Consider the following 17,906-nt stretch of genomic DNA (forward strand, 5'->3'; position numbering starts at 1 on the left):
TAATAGATAGAGTTTGATTTGACGGAGAAAGGACGGATCATCATGTTTGACCGTTTAAGTGTATTAGAAGATCGTTACATGCAATTGAATGAAATGCTCGCCGATCCTGAGGTGCTCAGTGACTCGACGAAGTTGAGACAATATTCGAAAGAGCAGGCACAACTAGAAGAGACGGTACAGATGTATCGTCAGTATAAAGAGACAAGTCAGGCGTTCAAGGAAGCGAAATCGATGCTTGAAGACCGAACGCTCGACGCCGATATGCGTGAATTGGCAAAAGAAGAGATGAACCTCCTCGAGCCAGAAGTCAAAGAGCTAGAGGCGAAACTGCGGATTTTATTGCTTCCAAAAGACCCGAACGATGACAAGAACGTCATCGTCGAAGTCCGAGGGGCGGCAGGCGGAGACGAAGCGGCGCTCTTTGCGGGAGATTTGTATAAGATGTATACGCGATTTGCTGAACGTCAAAATTGGAAAGTGGAACTGATTGACGCGAACTATACCGAACTCGGTGGATTTAAAGAAGTGACGTTCATGATTAACGGGGCAGGCGCCTATTCAAAGCTCAAGTTTGAGAACGGAGCCCATCGTGTGCAACGGGTCCCGTCGACGGAATCGGGCGGACGAATCCATACGTCCACAGCAACGGTAGCCGTTCTCCCAGAGGCGGAGGATGTTGAAGTGCACATCGATATGAAGGACGTACGGGTCGATACGTTCACTTCATCTGGTCCAGGGGGGCAATCGGTCAACACGACGCAATCGGCTGTCCGTTTGACACACATCCCGTCAGGACTCGTCGTATCGTGCCAGGATGAGAAGTCGCAACATAAAAATAAAGACAAGGCGATGAAAGTCCTTCGGGCACGTCTCTATGACAAGATGCAAAGCGAACATATGGAAGAATTATCGGCACAGCGTAAATCGGCTGTCGGAACAGGTGACCGTTCCGAACGGATTCGCACGTATAACTTCCCGCAAAGTCGTGTCACAGATCATCGGATCGGCTTGACCCTTCAGAAGTTGGACCGTGTCCTAGCAGGCGAACTCGAAGATATTATCGACGCACTCATCATGGACGAACAGGCACGTCTGATGGAGGATGCGGAATGATGCGGATTGCCGCGCTACTTAAACAGACGGAAGAACGGCTAGTTGAAGCTGGGCGCGATCGTGCGGCTGCCGAGTGGTGGTTCATGCATGTGCTACAAGTCGACCGCACGGGTCTCCTCGTTCGTTTGTCGGATGAATTGTCCTCAGATGAAGCGGCACGTTTCGAGGCGGGAATCGAGCGTTTACTGATGGGAGAACCGGTACAGCACGTGATCGGACATGCTCCCTTTTACGGGCGTTCGTTTGAAGTGAACCGGGACGTGTTGATTCCGAGACCAGAAACGGAAGAATTGATTGATTGGGTACTTGGGCAACTTCGTCACGTGAAGGATGATGAGATTGTCGATGTCGGAACGGGAAGCGGAGCAATCGCAATCACGTTGAGCCTTGAGCTCGGAGTACGCGTGCAAACCGTTGATATTTCTCCGGAAGCAATAACGGTTGCAAAGCGGAATGCGACCGCTCTTGGTGCGAATGTACGATTTTATGAAGGCGACGGGCTCGCCCCGATTGCGGACCACTCGATTCGCGTCCTCGTATCAAATCCGCCCTATATCGAGGCGGATGAATTGTTGGATGAGACGGTCGTCGGCTACGAACCGCATCTTGCCCTCTTTGGAGGGAAAGATGGGCTCGACATGTATCGGCAATTGATTGCGGATTCGGTGCGCGTCTTACGTGCCGATTGGCATTTGATTGCGTTTGAAATCGGGTATAACCAAGGACAAGATGTGAAATCATTACTGTCTGAACGTTATCCTGAAGCAGAAACGGGTATTTTAAAAGATATAAACGGCAAGGACCGTATCGTCTATGCCGTAAGGGAAGGGATTGCGTATGGAAACGAAATGGATTAATTCGAATGAGATTGAAGAGGGGGTACGTCTTCTTCAAGCGGGTGAAATCATCGCCATGCCGACAGAAACCGTCTATGGTCTCGCTGGAGATGCCATGAACGATGTGGCAATTCGAAAGATTTTTGAGGCAAAAGGTCGTCCGTCGGATAACCCGCTCATCGTCCATATCGCTTCAATCGAACAAACGAGTTTGTTTGTCGATTCGATTCCTCCTGTTGCCAAACGCTTGATGGATGCGTTTTGGCCAGGCGCTTTGACGATCATCTTGCCTTCAAACGGACGAGCTTCTTCGCTCGTGACCGCGGGCCTCGATTCCATCGGGCTCCGGATGCCGAACCATCCGGCAGCACTCGAGTTGATTCGCAAGTCAGGGTTAGGACTTGCGGCTCCGAGTGCGAATCGTTCCGGACGACCGTCGCCGACGACCGCTCAACACGTCGCGGATGACTTGGACGGACGAATCGCAGGAATCGTGGATGGAGGTCCTACCGGAATCGGAGTCGAGTCAACCGTTGTGGATTGTACGGGTGACACGGTAACGATTTTACGACCAGGTGGTGTGACGCGAGAAGAAATGGAAGCCGTCATCGGACCGGTCGCCTTAGATGCCAATTTGAGTAACGATGAAGCCGCGCCACGATCGCCGGGAATGAAATACACGCACTATGCTCCGACAGCACCTGTTTTTTTAGTCGATGGCACACGTGAAGATCTGGAGCGTGTCATCGAGGAACGGAAGCAAGCGGGGTTGCGAATCGGTGCCCTCGTCTTCGACGAAAACCCGACACCGGCTGAGGTCACGCATTCACTTGGGACCTCGATGGAAGTGGCGGCACAACGCTTATACGATGCGCTTCGTCGATTTGATGAAACAGACGTGGATGAGATTTATGTGAACACGATTGAACCGGTCGGAGTCGCATTAGCCGTCTATAACCGTTTATACAAAGCGGCGGGCGGAAAGGTTGTGCACCCGACGAAAGATGCCTAAAGACATAGAGGAGGACACGCGATGTCAATGAAACGCGTATTATTCATATGTAGTGGCAACACGTGCCGAAGCCCGATGGCGATGGCCTTGCTCCGTTCGAAGATGACCGGGGACGAGTTTGATATTCGCTCAGCCGGTCTACGGACGATGCAAGGATTCGATGCTTCTGAAAATGCACTGCAAGTTCTCAGAGAACGTGGGATTGAGCTCGATCATGTCACCCAGACGTTCGATGAGGTGTTAGGGAATTGGGCGGATATCATCTTGACGATGACACGCGCGCACCGTGAGCAAATTCGGGATACATACCCGGATTTGTCGGAGCGGACGTATACGCTCTATGAATTCGTGACGGGGCTCGAGCGAGACATCAACGACCCGTTTGGTGGTTCGATGAATGTGTATCGCCAAGTGCGAAACGAACTCGAACCACTCGTGAATCGACTTGTGTTAAAATTAACGAATGACGGGTCAAAGGTGACGAAACCACCGAGACGCCTACCAAAGAAGACGGGGGAATGAACGAATGAAAATTGCAATTGGCGCCGATCATGGCGGCTTCAACTTGAAAAAAGAAATCGTAGCCTTGCTTGAGGAACTCGGACATGAGTATAAAGATTTCGGGACGCACTCGGCAGACTCAATCGATTACCCAGACGTGGCCATCCCGGTCGCAGAAGCGGTAGCGGCAGGAGAGTTCGATCGTGGGATTTTGATTTGTGGTACGGGAATCGGAATCGGGATTGCGGCAAACAAAGTCAAAGGAATTCGTGCCGCACTCGTCCATGACTCATTCAGCGCGAAAGCGACACGTCAGCACAACGACTCGAACATCATGACGATGGGCGAGCGTGTCATCGGACCTGGTCTTGCGCTCGACTTGGTAACGACGTGGCTCGATACGGACTTTGAAGGCGGTCGCCATTCAAACCGTGTCGACAAGATGAGAGCTTACGAATCGAAGTGAGCCCGATGAAGACGGAACTTCTCGGATTATTAACGGAGCTTCACGAACGGTTCCCGTTGAATGATGAGCGCATTCTCGTCATCGGATGCTCGACAAGTGAAGTGCTCGGAAAAACGATTGGGAAGGCAGGTTCCATTGATGTCGCAAGCGAATTGATGGAAGCATTCCTTGAATTTAGAGAAAAGACAGGTGTCCATTTGGCGTTTCAAGGGTGTGAGCATATCAATCGTGCCCTCACCGTTGAGCGCCGGACACTCAAACAGTTCGGTCTCACAGAAGTGTCGGTCGTCCCGGTCCGATCGGCGGGCGGGGCGATGTCCGAGAAGGCGTATGCGAACTTCGAGGAGCCATGTGTCGTCGAATCGATTCAAGCAGATGCCGGGATTGATATCGGCTCGACATTAATTGGGATGCATTTGAAGCCGGTCGCGATACCGGTTCGGTTATCATCGAAGCATCTCGGCGAAGCGTACGTCACGTTCGCAGTCACGAGACCGAAACTGATTGGTGGGCCACGGGCTCAGTATCCAAATAAATGAAGAAAGCATCGCATTTAGGTTTTTCGACCGAATGCGATGCTTTTTTGTTCAAATTATAAATCTTCTCCAAAAAGATAGGAGATGACCATCGGGAAACGCTCACGCCAGGCGAGCTCGTTGTGAACTCCTTCTTCAATCACTTCGAATCGGATGTGTTCGACCTTGTCTTTTAACAAGTTGTACACGCGTTCGCTCGACTCACGATACATCTCGTTCGTCGGTCCATTTTCGATCGGCTCTTCGACCTCTTTGGCGCCGACGTCCAAGTAAAGACGTTCCACTCCCTTCAAATCGCTCGCCTCAATCAATTGTTCCAGCTCGGTTTGGTTGAACCAAAATGCAGAGGACAGGGAAGCGACGCGCTTGAAGATGTCTGGATACACACAGGCGGCATACACCGAGATGAGTCCACCCATCGAACTCCCCATCATCGCTGTCGCTTCCGGGATCGTCCGATAGTCGGCATCGATTTGAGGTTTCAATTCCTGCGCGATGTATTCGATATAGGCGGAACCTTGCCCGCCGAGCACGATGTCACGACCGAGCAAGCTCTCCCCGATATAAGGGTTTTCCCATGGTCCATACTCATCGAGGCGTTGTTCGCCTGGTGCACTATCGAGGGCGACGACAATCAAGTCACGCTTCGAGGCGTCTAAATATTCACCGACGCGCCAGCTCATGTTGTAGCTCGCATCCTCGTCAGCAAAGCAGTTCTGTCCATCGTGCATGTAGAGGACCGGATATCGTTTTTCGGACGTCTCATAGTCGACAGGTGTGTAAATTCGGACCGTTCGTGTCCGTTCGAACGGTGTGATCGTCAGTTCTTTTGTCTCAATCATAAGTGGCCTCCTCACAGTTACATTCCTATTAATGATACCCAACTTTTCATCAGATTATTGCGATACCCAAAAAAACAAGCGTGTGGTACGATGGGGGTGTTGATTTTTAGACATTTAAAGGGGGTCTTCACATGGTAAACACGACGAAGTTGAAAGTGCAGGATGCGGAATTATTTGAGGCAATGCAACACGAGCTCGGTCGTCAGCGCGACAACATCGAACTCATCGCTTCAGAAAACTTTGTTTCAGAAGCGGTCATGGAAGCGCAAGGAGGCGTATTGACGAACAAATATGCCGAAGGATATCCGGGACGCCGTTACTACGGTGGCTGTGAGTTTGTCGACGTCGCTGAGAACTTGGCGCGTGACCGTGCGAAAGAATTGTTCGGTGCAGAACATGCGAACGTACAACCGCACTCGGGTGCACAAGCGAACATGGCGGTCTACTTCACGGTGCTTGAAGCAGGAGATACGGTTCTCGGAATGAACCTGTCTCATGGTGGTCACTTGACGCACGGGAGTCCGGTCAACTTCTCAGGTGTGCAATATAACTTTGTCGAATACGGTGTAGACAAAGAGACAGAACACATCGATTACGACGTCGTCGCTGCACTTGCGAAGGAACATAAGCCGAAATTGATTGTTGCGGGAGCGTCAGCATATCCACGTACAATCGACTTCGCGAAGTTCCGTGAGATCGCGGACAGTGTCGATGCTTATCTTATGGTCGATATGGCGCACATCGCCGGACTCGTGGCAGCAGGTCTGCATCCGAACCCGGTCGAACATGCGCATTTCGTCACGACGACGACGCACAAGACGCTCCGTGGACCACGTGGAGGGATGATTCTTTGTAAAGAAGAGTTCGCCAAAGCGATCGATAAGTCGATTTTCCCAGGGATTCAAGGAGGACCGCTCATGCACGTCATCGCGGCAAAAGCGGTCGCGTTCGGTGAGGCACTCCAACCGGAATTCAAAGATTACCAACGTCAAGTCATTGCGAATGCACAAGCACTTGCGGCAGGCCTTGAAGAAGAGGGACTTCGAATCGTATCGGGCGGAACGGACAATCACCTCTTGCTCGTCGATCTTCGAGGAATCGACATCACAGGTAAAGCAGCTGAACATGCATTGGATGCAGCAGGAATCACGGTCAATAAAAACACGATTCCATTCGACCCGGCATCACCGTTTGTCACAAGCGGAATCCGTCTTGGAACGGCTGCGATGACGACTCGTGGCTTCAAAGAAGCGGATATGAAAGAAGTGGCACATCTCATCGGGCGTGTGCTCAAACAACATGAAGACGAGGCGGTAATCGCGGAAGCACTTCAAGACGTGCAATCGTTAACGGCGAAGTTCCCGCTTTACCCTGAACGAGGCTGAGTCAATGGATATTCGGACACTAGCAGAACGAGAGCTATCCGAACTTCCATTGTTCGATATGACAGAATGGTTGGCTCGTAAAGGGGAATACGATCCTTCTTTCCGTCTTGTCGCCAGTGAGTTCGGTGTCATCACGACGCTCCTCGACCATGGCTATTATGAAGAAGCGAGCGAACGAATCGTGCCGCTCCTCGGGATGAAAGTGCCTGCTGCTTTCCATCGACTAGGTCTTGCGCTAGAAGTGAAGGCGAACGGAAAAAAAGCGGCCAAGCGCCGCTTTCGTTCGTTCTCGTCGGCTGTCATCCAACATTCGGATTTAGCCGAATGGCGACAGGCGTTCAAGTTCGATAAGAAATGGCTCGGACTCCCGCTTGTCGTTGGTCTTGCAGCTGTAGCGCTCGTATTTTGGCCAGATTCCGAACCGCCGGTCGTCACGCCGGACGAACCGGACGAAGTCGTTGTCGAGACGGTGACAGAAGAAGAAGCGCTCGCGGAACGTCTTGAAGAACTCGAGGCAGAAGTCGCCCGACTCGAAAAAGAGAATGAGAAACTTCAAGATTCGGACGAACAGAAGCCAGAGGAATCGACTGAAGAAGCACCGGACACCTCAACGGATGTCGTACCGCTGGCTGAGGTAGAATCACTCGTCCAAGGCAAACAGTATGAAAAAGCCGACCGCCTATTAGACGGGAACGCGAAAGTCGGACAAGAACAAGCAGTTGGATTTTATCGACTTCTTGTCGACAATAAGTTAGGACAAGCAGACATTGCGGACTATGCGGCTTATCTCGAGTCGTATCCGGAATCCGGTTATAAGGCGGATGTCCTTTGGATGAAAGGGATTGCCGAGAAAAAAGCGAATGACCCGGCTTATCGTGAAACATTGACGACCGTTTCAGAGATGGAAGGGACGTATTGGGCACCGATTGCGAAGTCCGTGCTCGAAGAGTAAGGTGCTACATGAGTAGCGCCTTTTCTCATGAAATTCTAATGAAGTACACCACGATTTCTCGTTTTCCTGTCGTATGATTTGAGGTAGGAGGGATGCGTGTATGAAACGTGTAATGAAAACCATTGGAACAACTTTATTGGCGATCGGACTTATGGGAATCGGACTTGCCGGATTTTTATTCTTCACTTCACCTGGACAAGCTAGCCTGTCGCAACTATCGCTAGCGGCGCTGCAAGTCGAACAGCAGATGGAACAAGTCGATACGAAGTGGGATGAATGGGAAGATGATTTAGAAAGACGAATCGAGCAAGCCATTCCGGAAGGCGTTCGTCTGTTTTTTGCGGATTGAATTCGGGAAATGAATAACAGTACGTCGAGCGAACCGCTCGGCGTTTTTTCAAAGGAGTGAGCAGGATGCAGACGATTCTCGTCGTAGAAGATGATTCGAAGATTGCGCGATTACTGGAGTTGGAATTGAAGCATGCGGGATATGCGGTCATGGTGGCGACAGACGGTCGTACCGGTTTGGAACGAGCTCTCGCTGACGATGTCGACCTCGTGTTGCTTGACGTGATGTTACCTCAAATGAGTGGACTCGAGGTGGTCCGTCGTCTGAAAGAAGAGCGACCTTTGTTACCCGTTCTGATGGTGACGGCCCGTGGCGATCGATACGATAAAGTGAGTGGACTCGATCTTGGCGCAGATGATTACATCACAAAACCATTTGAAATAGAAGAAGTGCTCGCACGGATTCGGGCATTTTTACGAATGCGCCAGCTTGTTCGTCAAGACCATTCCGAACAGGTGTTGACATATGAGACATTGACTGTCGACGTGAATCGTCATGAAGTATATTGTGACGGAAAGAAAGTAGAGTTGACTCGACGTGAGTTTGACTTGTTGGTTTTCTTTTTAGAGAATCCGGAGCGAGTTTTGACGCGTGACCAACTCGTCGAACACGTGTGGGGATTCGACTATTATGGGGATACGAACGTCGTGGACGTGTATGTCCGATACGTCAGGAAAAAATTGACCGGCTCTTGGATTCAAACGGTTCGCGGTGTCGGCTATATGTTGAAGCGTGGTGAGTGACCGATGCTACGAACAAAGATTGCGTGGGCGATGACAGGGTTTATGCTGTTGCTTCTTCTCGTCTCCTTTGGCGTGACCTGGTTCGTCGCCAGACAGGAAATTGTCGATTCGCGTTTTGACGTGTTACTGCAGGCGTTGAATCTCTTGGAAGAAGATGTCCGTAATAGCGATGCGGTATTGTCGCTTCATGAGGACAGTGTCGTGTTAGAACGTCAAGAAAACGGCGAATGGGGAATCATCGGAGGAGAAGTGCCAGACGGAACGACGTTTCCCATCAATTACGGGGAACCGGCCCTCATCGATGATTGGTTTGTGGTCGCGACGACGGATGGACTAGCGTTCGGCTTTCAGGATCGAGATGTGAGCAATACGATTCAAGCGCTCGCAACCATTTTTCTCGTCATGTTCTTCCTTGCCGTTCTCTTGACGTTCCTCGGGACGTGGTGGATTTTACGTCAAGGTCTGTCACCGTTACGCCGATTGACAGAAACGATGGAACGGATCACGGAGTCCGGTAAGTTAGAGACAATCGAAGTGGCTGACCGAAAGGATGAAGTGACGACTCTTTCGGACGGATTTAATCATATGATCGAGCGAGTCGAAGGGACGATGGAGCAACAACGTCGTTTCGTCGCCGATGTTTCACATGAACTCAAGACACCGTTGACCGTCATCGAGGGCTATGCGAAGTTATTACAACGATGGGGACAAGAAGATGAGAGTGTACGTGCCGAAGCGATTGACCATATTTTAACGGAGTCGCGTCAAATGCGAAATGATTTGATTGAACCTATGCTCGAATTGAATCGATTTGCTGCACTCGAACAGGTAGAGCGAGAAGAAATCGATTTAGCTGAACTTGGGGAATCAATAGGAGAACGTTTTTTGCGGTCGCACGGCGTCCATTTACCTATTGAAGCTACAGGAAGCTGGTTTGGTCATCGTGAGTCGTTACAGCGGATTCTTATCATCCTATTAGACAATAGTTTGAAGTATGCGGAAGAGACGAGCCTTCATTTGAAGAGTGATCGAATTGAGGTACGCGATCGAGGACCGATTCTTTCGGATGATGTGAGGAATCGGCTGTTCGATCGATTCTACCGATTAGATGAAGCGCGCGATCGCAGTGGGAGCGGTCTTGGTCTCGCGATTGCGAAAGAAGTAGCGGACTTGAATGAGTGGACGATAGGAAGTAGATCGAATCATCCGGATGGCAGTATATTTTTCCTGACTCGATGATGAATATTTCGTATTTTCTCATCAACTTCTAATGAAGCCTTAAATATGCTCTCACGGAAGAGGCTTATGATGAAAATAAGAAGAACACATCATGAGGAGGAAATAAACATGAAACGCATCGGCTGGATCATCGGCGCATTATTAGCCGTCATGGCAATTGTTGGAATTGGATTTTACGTAAACGGGAATCAGACGGATACGGTCATTGTTCCACAAGCAATCAATCAAGCGAGTGACGATCGATCAACGGACAACCCAGATGACGCTGCTACATCGGATGGCTCAAGTGGCGAATCAGATGATTCGTTAGCAGCGCGAGTGAAAGATGGAGACGACTATGAACTATACGGGACGCTCGTGAAGTTATCGAAAGAAGATGTCACTATCAGCTTCAACGGAAAAGAGTCGACATACTTTTTAGCGGCGACACATGAAATCGATGACGATACACCGCAAGTGGGTGACCGGGTAAAACTCGAATTGAACCGAGATGACGAAGTGAAGGAAGTGGACCGTGAGAGTGGTGATGATGATACGTATATTTACGGCACGCTCGTCAAACTCACAAATCAAGACGTCACGATTAATATCGATGGGAAAGACAACGTGTATCCACTTGCCGCACGCTCTGAAATCGATGATGACACTCCGCGTGTCGGCGACCCTGTCAAACTTGAACTGAATCAAAAAGGGGAGGTTGTTGAAGTCGACCGGGAATCGGAGGACGACCAGAATGAACAAGATGATTCTTCGCAGGACGACTCATCTCAAGATGACTCACCTGAAGATGAGCGAGAAAACGACTGATGGTGTAACGAAAAGGACTAATCTTTTGATGGATTAGTTCTTTTTTTGTGGCTAGACGTTGAGGCATAAAATGGATTGGACCGCTTTTATCAAATCATCAGAAACGTAATAATTCTGAAATCATCACAAAAATAGGTTATATGTTATGATGTACAAGAAAAATTTAGGTGGTTTCCACCTAATTGGGAATGAGGAGGGACATCAATGCGTACGTATTGGGGAATCTTACTCAGTTGTATCTTGTTGAGTGGATGTGGTGCCGAGACGTTGAACGCAATCGAATTACGTCCTTTGTCTTCCTATCGAGTCGAGCAAGATCCTGAGATACTATTAACGAAACAAACACAAGAGAAACTGCTTACATACTGTGAGCATCGTCCGACAGATGTCTTGCCCGAGCGACGAGCCATGGTGGCGGAAGTGACGTTTCATCATCCGCTCTATGAAGTACTCGGCTCCAAAACAGTGAAATATTTTGCAGCGGGAGATGAACGGTACCTCACTTGTGCGAACAGCAATGAGTTGATGGAGCGAACTTTTGCTGTGGAGCCCATTCAAGCGTATGAAGCGCTTGAGCCAGAGCGGTTTCAAGAGTCGAACGTAGTTTCGACGATTGAGTTTGAGCGTATCGACGAACTTAAAGCGGTGACCAGTACGTTCAACTTGAACGAGACGCATGAAGAAGTGATATCCGATTCAGTTTTTCGTTATAAGACGCCAGATACGGGGGCAATCTATGTGACGTTCGAGACGATTCGAAACGGACGCACACTTGACCCAATCATTGAACCAAAACTATACCCGTTTCAAAGCGGAGAAAATGAAGGGTATGTCTTCTTGACGAGGCGGGCCGATGATCGTCTCACCCTACAAATCGGAGAGGCGTCCTCGCTCAAACAACTCGTCCTACCGAATATATATGAGGCTCCTTATATGAAAGTCGATCCGAAAGAAGAGATTTCACTAAAGGGAAATCATCGCGAACTCATGAAACGCATCATCTTATCGGACCGACCGATTGAAGGGGATGTGGCTGAAGAGACGTCGTTATCGTTATCGAAAACATATGGAACGGTCCTTGAAATTTGGGGACATGTCCGCCGTCCTGTGACAAACAAGATGTCCACGCGCCCCGCCGAAGGGGAAACGCGCTTGGCCGTTTTTGAATCGGATCAAGATACAATCTGGCTAGACGGACCAAAAACGCAAGAGTTGTTTGACGCCTTGTCTCATATTCAGCCGCATGAAAAAACGTCTACAGCTGTCAAAATCGGAGACTTGCATCTGTATGAAGAATTGACCGAGCAATCCTTTGACGTATGGAAAACGGAAACAGAACTCTATTTAGTCGATCAACACACATCACAATCGTATGAACTTCCGGGCAATGATTATTTCCAGGTCATTCAACCATAAGTCGCGTCTGACCTTTGATAAAATAGAAGTTGGCTCTACCCATCTCAACAGAGTTAGGGTACAATGCTCGAGAGAGAATGAGAGAGGAGTGAAGCAAGATGGGAAAAGTACATGTTTATGACCATCCTTTGATTCAGCACAAAATGACGATTATGCGTAAAGTAGAGACGGGGACGAAGCAGTTCCGTGAACTCGTCGACGAAGTTTCTTCACTTATGGCATACGAAATCACGCGCAGCCTACCCCTAACAGACGTAGAAATCGAGACACCGGTCTCTGTTTCCACTCAAAAGATGATTGCCGGCAAGAAATTGGGAATCGTCCCTATTTTACGTGCAGGACTTGGTATGGTGGATGGGTTCCTCAAAATGATGCCGAACGTAAAAGTCGGTCATATCGGTCTTTACCGTGATCCGGAAACGCTTGAGCCACACGAATACTACTTGAAACTTCCGACAGACGTCACAGAACGCGACTTTATCGTCGTTGACCCGATGCTCGCGACTGGTGGTTCTGCTGTTGATGCGATCGCATCACTCAAGAAACATGGAGCGAAGTCAATCAAGTTGGCATGCCTCTGTGCAGCACCAGAAGGCGTAGAACGTGTACAAGCAGAACATCCGGATGTAGAGATTTATCTTGCTGCACTCGATGAAAAATTAAATGACCACGGTTATATCGTTCCTGGACTTGGGGATGCGGGTGACCGTTTGTTTGGTACGAAGTAATGACTTAAAAGCGAGAATCGCCTGTGCGATTTTCGCTTTTTTTGACGAATGACACGAAAAATATTTATCATTTACAGATGTCACAAAATAGACACAAAACGAGAGCGAGAAGAATGACGAACGAGGATGGAATATATCTATTCTTTCTTATTTAAATAGAATTCTGCTATTTCGGATAGGTAACCAGTGGTGAGGAAGCGATTTTGAACCGGATGAGATTCCTCACAAAAAAATGGGCGAAATCGCTCGACATGGTAAAAACATCCTCGGTATACTGATACAGGACGTTGAAAACGATTTCAAAATGAAGTCAACCGACGTTTCGTAATTCTTTGTGAACGTAAGCGTTTACCGATTGAATTTTCCATAACGTGGGGGTATAACTGAACTATTCTTCATCTGATTCCGTTTGTGAAATGTTATAAAGTCAACATTTTTATTTCAACGTTTCTTCACACTTTCTTTAAAAAGTGCCTCGATCGTTTAGTTTGTGAAGTGCGTAAAACTATTGATACGACTTGATTTAAAGCGCTTTTATAATTGTGAAATTCATTGACTTCTTATGCCATTTCTATTACTCTGAACTTGTGTGACTTTTGATGGTCACGCGAGTGTGAATTCGTAAAGAATAAGGAAGCACGTGAGACTCGAAAGGGGGGGTTGGATGGCGAAAAAAGACAATCGTTATCTATCCTATGCCTCGCTCGCTTCACAAATCTCGACAGCACTTGCTGGACCGATTGTCATCGGTTATCTCGTCGGACAGTACGGCGAAAGACGTGAATTTTGGGGCACGTTTGGTTGGAATGTGTCGATTATCCTTGGACTCGTGTTCGGGGTTACGGCGCTAGTTCTCACCCTTCGGAGTTTATTGACAGGAGAGGACGAATGAATACGATTCAAGCAGACAGAAAAGCACAAAAAGAGTTGATGAAGCGTTATACGAAATGGTTTACCATATGGTTTGCAATTTTGTTAGTTGGCGCCTTCATCGTCCCGATGTACAAAGCCGTTTTTCTCGGATTGTTCATCGGTGGGGTCGGAAGTCTCATCATTCTACATATGCAGAATCGAAGTGTCATACGCATGTATGACGTCATCGAACATGGACGACGACCAAAGTCGCACGGGACCGTTTCAAGAATGGCGGTCGGTGCGTTAGCAGTGATAGTCGGTCTTCTCTACGAGGATCGAGTGTCCGTCATCGCGGTGGTAACTGGTCTAATCGCCGGCCACATCATACAATTTGGCGAGTTTACACTTGCCCAGCTCAGCAGGAAAAGAGGTGAATATTAATGGGTCATGAGTTTCCCACATATTCTCTGCACTTTGGGGACTATACGTTATACGGGAGCTGGACGAACGTCATTACAGTGTTAATAGCAGCGTTACTCGTCTTCGTATTCGCCATCTGGGGAACAAGACGTTTAGCTATGAAGCCGACTGGCAAACAAAACTTCATGGAATTCTTCGCGGAGTTCGTGCGTGGAATCATCGCAAGTGCGATGGACTGGAAGACAGGAGGACGCTTTATCGGATTTGGGATGACGTTGATTTTGTTCATTCTCTTCTCAAACTTGATGGGTCTACCGTTTAACGTCATTTCCGGACACTATTTGTGGTTCAACTCACCGACGGCCGATCCTTACGTAACCTTGGCGTTGTCGACACTCGTCGTTGCAATGTCGCACTATTACGGGGTGAAGCTACACGGGTTCAAGCACTATTCAGCGGAATTCGTAAAACCAGTCTGGTTCTTGCTTCCGATCAAATTGATCGAGGAGTTTGCGAACACGTTGACACTCGGTTTGCGTCTATACGGTAACATCTTTGCCGGTGAAATCATGATTACCATCATCTTGGGACTCGCGATTACAGCCGAAGGCGCACTCAACCCGCTCGGTGCAATCTTTGCGGTCTTCCCAATGATTCTATGGCAAGGTTTCTCAATCTTTATCGGGGTTATCCAATCCTACATTTTCCTGACGCTTGCAATGGTGTACATCGGGCACAAAGCTTCGGCCGAACATTGATTCGGACATCTCGCCAAAGCGTTACAAACAAATTATTTACTTAACTTTTAGGAGGAATATACACAATGGAACAACTTAATCTTCTCGCAACAGCACTTGTTATCGGACTTGGAGCACTCGCAGCTGGTATCGGTAACGGTTTGATCGTATACGGAACAGTACAAGGACAAGCACGTCAACCAGAACTCAAAAACGAACTTCGTCAAACAATGTTCATCGGTATCGGTTTAGTTGAGGCCCTCCCGATCATCGGTGTGGCTGTCGGTTTCCTTCTCCTCAACTCTTGATTCCGAGTTAACGAGAATAGCATGAGAGGGAGCACGTCTCCCTCACTTATTTAGTCAAGAGGAGGGTATGCATGGATACGATGATGATTGCAGCTGGTGCTGGCGGCGAAGGCCTCCGCATTCTGGATATGATCTTTACAATTTTCACATTCCTCGTACTCTTGGCCCTGTTGAAGAAATTTGCTTGGGGACCACTCCTTGGAATGATGAGACAGCGTGAAGAGTATGTAGCGAACGAAATTGAACTCGCTGAAAAGAGCCGCAAAGATGCGGAACATTATGTCGTTGAACAACGTGACGCACTCAGTGCAGCACGTACTGAGTCAAAAGAAATGCTCGACGCAAGCCGTCGACAAGCAGAAGCAGAACAAGCACGCTTGGTGGAGCAGGCGCGTTTGGAAGCCGAACAAATTAAAATCGAGGCAGAGAAAGCGATTGAGCGTGAGCGTGAGCTTGCGAAGCAATCTCTTCAAACGGAAGTCGTCACACAGGCGCTTTCGGCAGCACGCCACGTCCTTCAATCAGACCTTAAAGGCGATGAAGCGAAACAACGTGCCCTCGTCACAGACTTCCTGTCTAAAGCGAAAGGTGCGAACTGATGAACGCATCACTAGCAAAACGCTATGCCAAAGCGCTCTTCGACTTAGCGCGGGAACAAGGCACGCTCGACCAAGTCGAAGCGGAAGTGCGTCTGCTCGATGAAGTGCTCCACGCGACTCCTGAGCTCATGGATCTCTTAACGAATCCGGCAGTCAGTGACAGCGAGCTTGCACAGCTTTTAAAAGACAGCTTTGGTGATATGACGGCGATTGTCGTGAACACACTTCTCGTCATGGTCGAAAACGACCGTGCGGCAGAGGTTCGCGCATTGCCACGTTACGTCCGCGAATTGATCAACGACTACCGTGGGATTGCAGAGGGTATTGTCACAAGCGCCTACCCGTTGTCGGCAACAGACTTGAAAGACGTCGAACTCGTCTTCGGACAGAAGCTCGGGAAGACGCTCCAATTGAAGAACGTCGTCGATGAAGAAGTCATCGGTGGACTCCGTGTCCAAGTCGGATACACGACGTACGATGATACGATCGAAACGAAATTGACACGCCTCGAGCGTGAATTGTTGAATGCGTAAGAAATAGGGGTGAATTCAATGACAATCAAAGCTGAAGAAATCAGCGCCCTGCTAAAAGAACGAATCGCTTCGTACGGTTCTGAAATCGAAGTCAGCGAGACAGGTACAGTCATCCAAGTAGGTGACGGTATCGCTCGTGCACACGGACTCGATAACGTTATGGCGGGGGAACTCGTAGAGTTCTCTAACGGCGTAATGGGCTTGGCGCAAAACTTAGAAGAAGGTAACGTCGGGATTATCATCCTTGGCGATTACAAAGGGATCAAAGAAGGCGACTCTGTCAAACGTACAGGTCGCATCATGGAAGTTCCAGTTGGTGAGGCACTCCTCGGACGTGTCGTCAACCCACTCGGACAACCGATTGATGGTCTTGGACCAATCGTAACTGACACGTATAACCCGATTGAGCGTAAAGCTTACGGCGTTATGGCACGTAAATCGGTTCACGAACCACTTCAAACAGGAATTAAGGCGATTGACGCCCTCGTTCCAATCGGTCGTGGTCAGCGTGAGCTCATCATCGGTGACCGTCAGACAGGTAAAACATCTGTTGCCATCGATACGATTATCAACCAAAAAGAAGAGAACATGATTTGTATCTACGTTGCTATCGGTCAGAAAGAATCGACTGTACGTGGCGTAGTAGAGACGCTTCGTCAAAACGGCGCACTCGATTATACAATCGTCGTTTCGGCATCGGCATCACAGCCGGCACCACTTCTTTACCTCGCACCATTCGCTGGGGTATCGATGGGTGAGTACTTCATGGACCGCGGACAACACGTCCTCGTCGTTTATGATGACCTTTCGAAACAAGCGGCAGCTTACCGTGAGCTCTCGCTCCTTCTCCGTCGTCCTCCAGGCCGCGAAGCCTACCCAGGGGATGTCTTCTACCTCCACTCACGCCTTCTTGAGCGTGCTGCGAAGTTGAACGACGAACTCGGCGGTGGTTCATTGACAGCACTTCCGTTCATCGAGACACAAGCATCGGATATCTCAGCATATATCCCGACAAACGTTATCTCGATCACAGACGGTCAGATTTTCCTTCAGTCGGACCTCTTCTTCTCTGGGGTACGTCCAGCGATCAACGCCGGTCTCTCGGTATCACGTGTTGGTGGTTCGGCACAGGTGAAAGCGATGAAGAAAGTTGCAGGTACACTTCGTCTTGACCTCGCGTCATACCGTGAGCTCGAAGCGTTCGCTCAGTTCGGATCAGATCTCGACAAAGCGACACAATCGAAGTTGAACCGTGGTCAGCGTACAGTTGAAGTCTTGAAACAAGACTTAAACGCACCGCTTTCTGTAGACAAGCAAGTTATCATCATCTACGCACTCACGAAAGGTCATCTCGATGACATCCCAGTCACAGACATCCGTCGTTTCGAAACAGAAATGAACGCATGGCTCGACCAAAACCGTAAAGACCTCTGCCGTGAAATCCGTCAGACAGGAAACCTTCCTTCAGACGAGGCAATGGTCGACGCAATTACGGAATTCAAAAAGACGTTCTCGCCATCGGTTTAATC

22 protein-coding genes are annotated in these 17,906 nt (G+C 49.0%); 21 read left to right on the forward strand and 1 reads right to left on the reverse strand.

Annotation, left to right across the window (positions count from 1 at the left end; translation table 11 throughout):
- Nucleotides 1-42: 42 nt before the first annotated feature.
- From prfA to KNO61_RS09300, 6 genes are read left to right on the forward strand one after another with little or no spacing between them, the layout of a single operon-like run.
- Complete coding sequence (prfA, locus tag KNO61_RS09275; RefSeq protein ID WP_031422224.1) at nucleotides 43-1,113, forward strand: peptide chain release factor 1; 1,071 nt, start codon at nucleotides 43-45, stop codon at nucleotides 1,111-1,113.
- Nucleotides 1,113-1,970 (forward strand): peptide chain release factor N(5)-glutamine methyltransferase, encoded by an 858-nt coding sequence (gene prmC, locus KNO61_RS09280; protein WP_214730675.1) that lies wholly within the window; start codon nucleotides 1,113-1,115, stop codon nucleotides 1,968-1,970. Before prfA ends, prmC begins: the two co-directional genes overlap by 1 nt.
- Nucleotides 1,951-2,961 (forward strand): L-threonylcarbamoyladenylate synthase, encoded by a 1,011-nt coding sequence (locus KNO61_RS09285; RefSeq protein ID WP_214686016.1) that lies wholly within the window; start codon nucleotides 1,951-1,953, stop codon nucleotides 2,959-2,961. Before prmC ends, KNO61_RS09285 begins: the two co-directional genes overlap by 20 nt.
- Before the next feature lie 21 nt (nucleotides 2,962-2,982).
- Nucleotides 2,983-3,483, forward strand: a complete 501-nt coding sequence (locus tag KNO61_RS09290; protein ID WP_012727381.1) for a low molecular weight protein arginine phosphatase — start codon at nucleotides 2,983-2,985, stop codon at nucleotides 3,481-3,483.
- A gap of 4 nt (nucleotides 3,484-3,487) precedes the next feature.
- Complete coding sequence (rpiB, locus tag KNO61_RS09295; RefSeq protein ID WP_214686018.1) at nucleotides 3,488-3,928, forward strand: ribose 5-phosphate isomerase B; 441 nt, start codon at nucleotides 3,488-3,490, stop codon at nucleotides 3,926-3,928.
- Nucleotides 3,925-4,467 (forward strand): TIGR01440 family protein, encoded by a 543-nt coding sequence (locus KNO61_RS09300; protein WP_371816074.1) that lies wholly within the window; start codon nucleotides 3,925-3,927, stop codon nucleotides 4,465-4,467. Before rpiB ends, KNO61_RS09300 begins: the two co-directional genes overlap by 4 nt.
- A gap of 53 nt (nucleotides 4,468-4,520) precedes the next feature.
- On the opposite strand, the gene KNO61_RS09305 is transcribed toward KNO61_RS09300, so the two are convergent.
- Nucleotides 4,521-5,306: an alpha/beta hydrolase gene (locus KNO61_RS09305; RefSeq protein WP_214810911.1), complete on the reverse strand. Its 786-nt coding sequence runs from the start codon at nucleotides 5,304-5,306 to the stop codon at nucleotides 4,521-4,523.
- 131 nt (nucleotides 5,307-5,437) lie between these two features.
- Here KNO61_RS09305 and glyA point away from each other — a divergent pair, with 131 nt between their 5' ends.
- From glyA to atpA, 15 genes are all read left to right on the forward strand, one after another.
- A complete protein-coding gene (glyA, locus tag KNO61_RS09310) occupies nucleotides 5,438-6,691 on the forward strand; it encodes a serine hydroxymethyltransferase (RefSeq protein WP_214783664.1) in 1,254 nt (417 codons plus the stop codon).
- 4 nt (nucleotides 6,692-6,695) lie between these two features.
- Nucleotides 6,696-7,643 carry a hypothetical protein gene (locus KNO61_RS09315; RefSeq protein ID WP_214687560.1) on the forward strand — a complete coding sequence of 316 codons (948 nt, stop codon included), beginning with the start codon at nucleotides 6,696-6,698 and terminating at the stop codon, nucleotides 7,641-7,643.
- Between the two features lie 100 nt (nucleotides 7,644-7,743).
- Nucleotides 7,744-7,992 carry a hypothetical protein gene (locus KNO61_RS09320; protein WP_214686029.1) on the forward strand — a complete coding sequence of 83 codons (249 nt, stop codon included), beginning with the start codon at nucleotides 7,744-7,746 and terminating at the stop codon, nucleotides 7,990-7,992.
- 65 nt (nucleotides 7,993-8,057) lie between these two features.
- A complete protein-coding gene (locus tag KNO61_RS09325) occupies nucleotides 8,058-8,735 on the forward strand; it encodes a response regulator transcription factor (RefSeq protein WP_211782232.1) in 678 nt (225 codons plus the stop codon).
- A 3-nt stretch (nucleotides 8,736-8,738) separates the two neighbouring features.
- Complete coding sequence (locus tag KNO61_RS09330) at nucleotides 8,739-9,974, forward strand: sensor histidine kinase (RefSeq protein WP_214814591.1); 1,236 nt, start codon at nucleotides 8,739-8,741, stop codon at nucleotides 9,972-9,974.
- A 108-nt stretch (nucleotides 9,975-10,082) separates the two neighbouring features.
- Entirely contained in the window at nucleotides 10,083-10,781 is a 699-nt protein-coding gene (locus tag KNO61_RS09335) for a hypothetical protein (protein WP_214814590.1), read from the forward strand.
- A 204-nt stretch (nucleotides 10,782-10,985) separates the two neighbouring features.
- Nucleotides 10,986-12,197, forward strand: a complete 1,212-nt coding sequence (locus tag KNO61_RS09340) for a hypothetical protein (RefSeq protein WP_214687557.1) — start codon at nucleotides 10,986-10,988, stop codon at nucleotides 12,195-12,197.
- 98 nt (nucleotides 12,198-12,295) lie between these two features.
- Nucleotides 12,296-12,925: a uracil phosphoribosyltransferase gene (gene upp / locus KNO61_RS09345; protein ID WP_012727364.1), complete on the forward strand. Its 630-nt coding sequence runs from the start codon at nucleotides 12,296-12,298 to the stop codon at nucleotides 12,923-12,925.
- Between the two features lie 664 nt (nucleotides 12,926-13,589).
- A complete protein-coding gene (locus tag KNO61_RS09350; protein ID WP_012727363.1) occupies nucleotides 13,590-13,817 on the forward strand; it encodes a hypothetical protein in 228 nt (75 codons plus the stop codon).
- The gene (locus tag KNO61_RS09355; protein ID WP_074035722.1) at nucleotides 13,814-14,221 is read left to right on the forward strand and encodes an ATP synthase subunit I; all 408 of its coding nucleotides are present in this window, start codon (nucleotides 13,814-13,816) and stop codon (nucleotides 14,219-14,221) included. Before KNO61_RS09350 ends, KNO61_RS09355 begins: the two co-directional genes overlap by 4 nt.
- Nucleotides 14,221-14,958, forward strand: coding sequence for a F0F1 ATP synthase subunit A (atpB, locus tag KNO61_RS09360; protein ID WP_074035878.1), 738 nt, complete (start codon nucleotides 14,221-14,223; stop codon nucleotides 14,956-14,958). Before KNO61_RS09355 ends, atpB begins: the two co-directional genes overlap by 1 nt.
- A 65-nt stretch (nucleotides 14,959-15,023) precedes the next feature.
- Nucleotides 15,024-15,245 (forward strand): F0F1 ATP synthase subunit C, encoded by a 222-nt coding sequence (gene atpE, locus KNO61_RS09365; protein ID WP_012727360.1) that lies wholly within the window; start codon nucleotides 15,024-15,026, stop codon nucleotides 15,243-15,245.
- 71 nt (nucleotides 15,246-15,316) lie between these two features.
- Nucleotides 15,317-15,844 (forward strand): F0F1 ATP synthase subunit B, encoded by a 528-nt coding sequence (atpF, locus tag KNO61_RS09370; RefSeq protein ID WP_012727359.1) that lies wholly within the window; start codon nucleotides 15,317-15,319, stop codon nucleotides 15,842-15,844.
- Nucleotides 15,844-16,377 (forward strand): F0F1 ATP synthase subunit delta, encoded by a 534-nt coding sequence (locus KNO61_RS09375; RefSeq protein WP_012727358.1) that lies wholly within the window; start codon nucleotides 15,844-15,846, stop codon nucleotides 16,375-16,377. Before atpF ends, KNO61_RS09375 begins: the two co-directional genes overlap by 1 nt.
- Nucleotides 16,378-16,395: 18 nt before the next feature.
- Nucleotides 16,396-17,904, forward strand: coding sequence for a F0F1 ATP synthase subunit alpha (gene atpA / locus KNO61_RS09380; protein WP_012727357.1), 1,509 nt, complete (start codon nucleotides 16,396-16,398; stop codon nucleotides 17,902-17,904).
- The last annotated feature ends 2 nt before the right edge of the window (nucleotides 17,905-17,906 follow it).

The sequence above is a fragment of the Exiguobacterium sp. s140 genome, assembly GCF_018617035.1.
GTDB lineage: Bacteria > Bacillota > Bacilli > Exiguobacteriales > Exiguobacteriaceae > Exiguobacterium > Exiguobacterium profundum.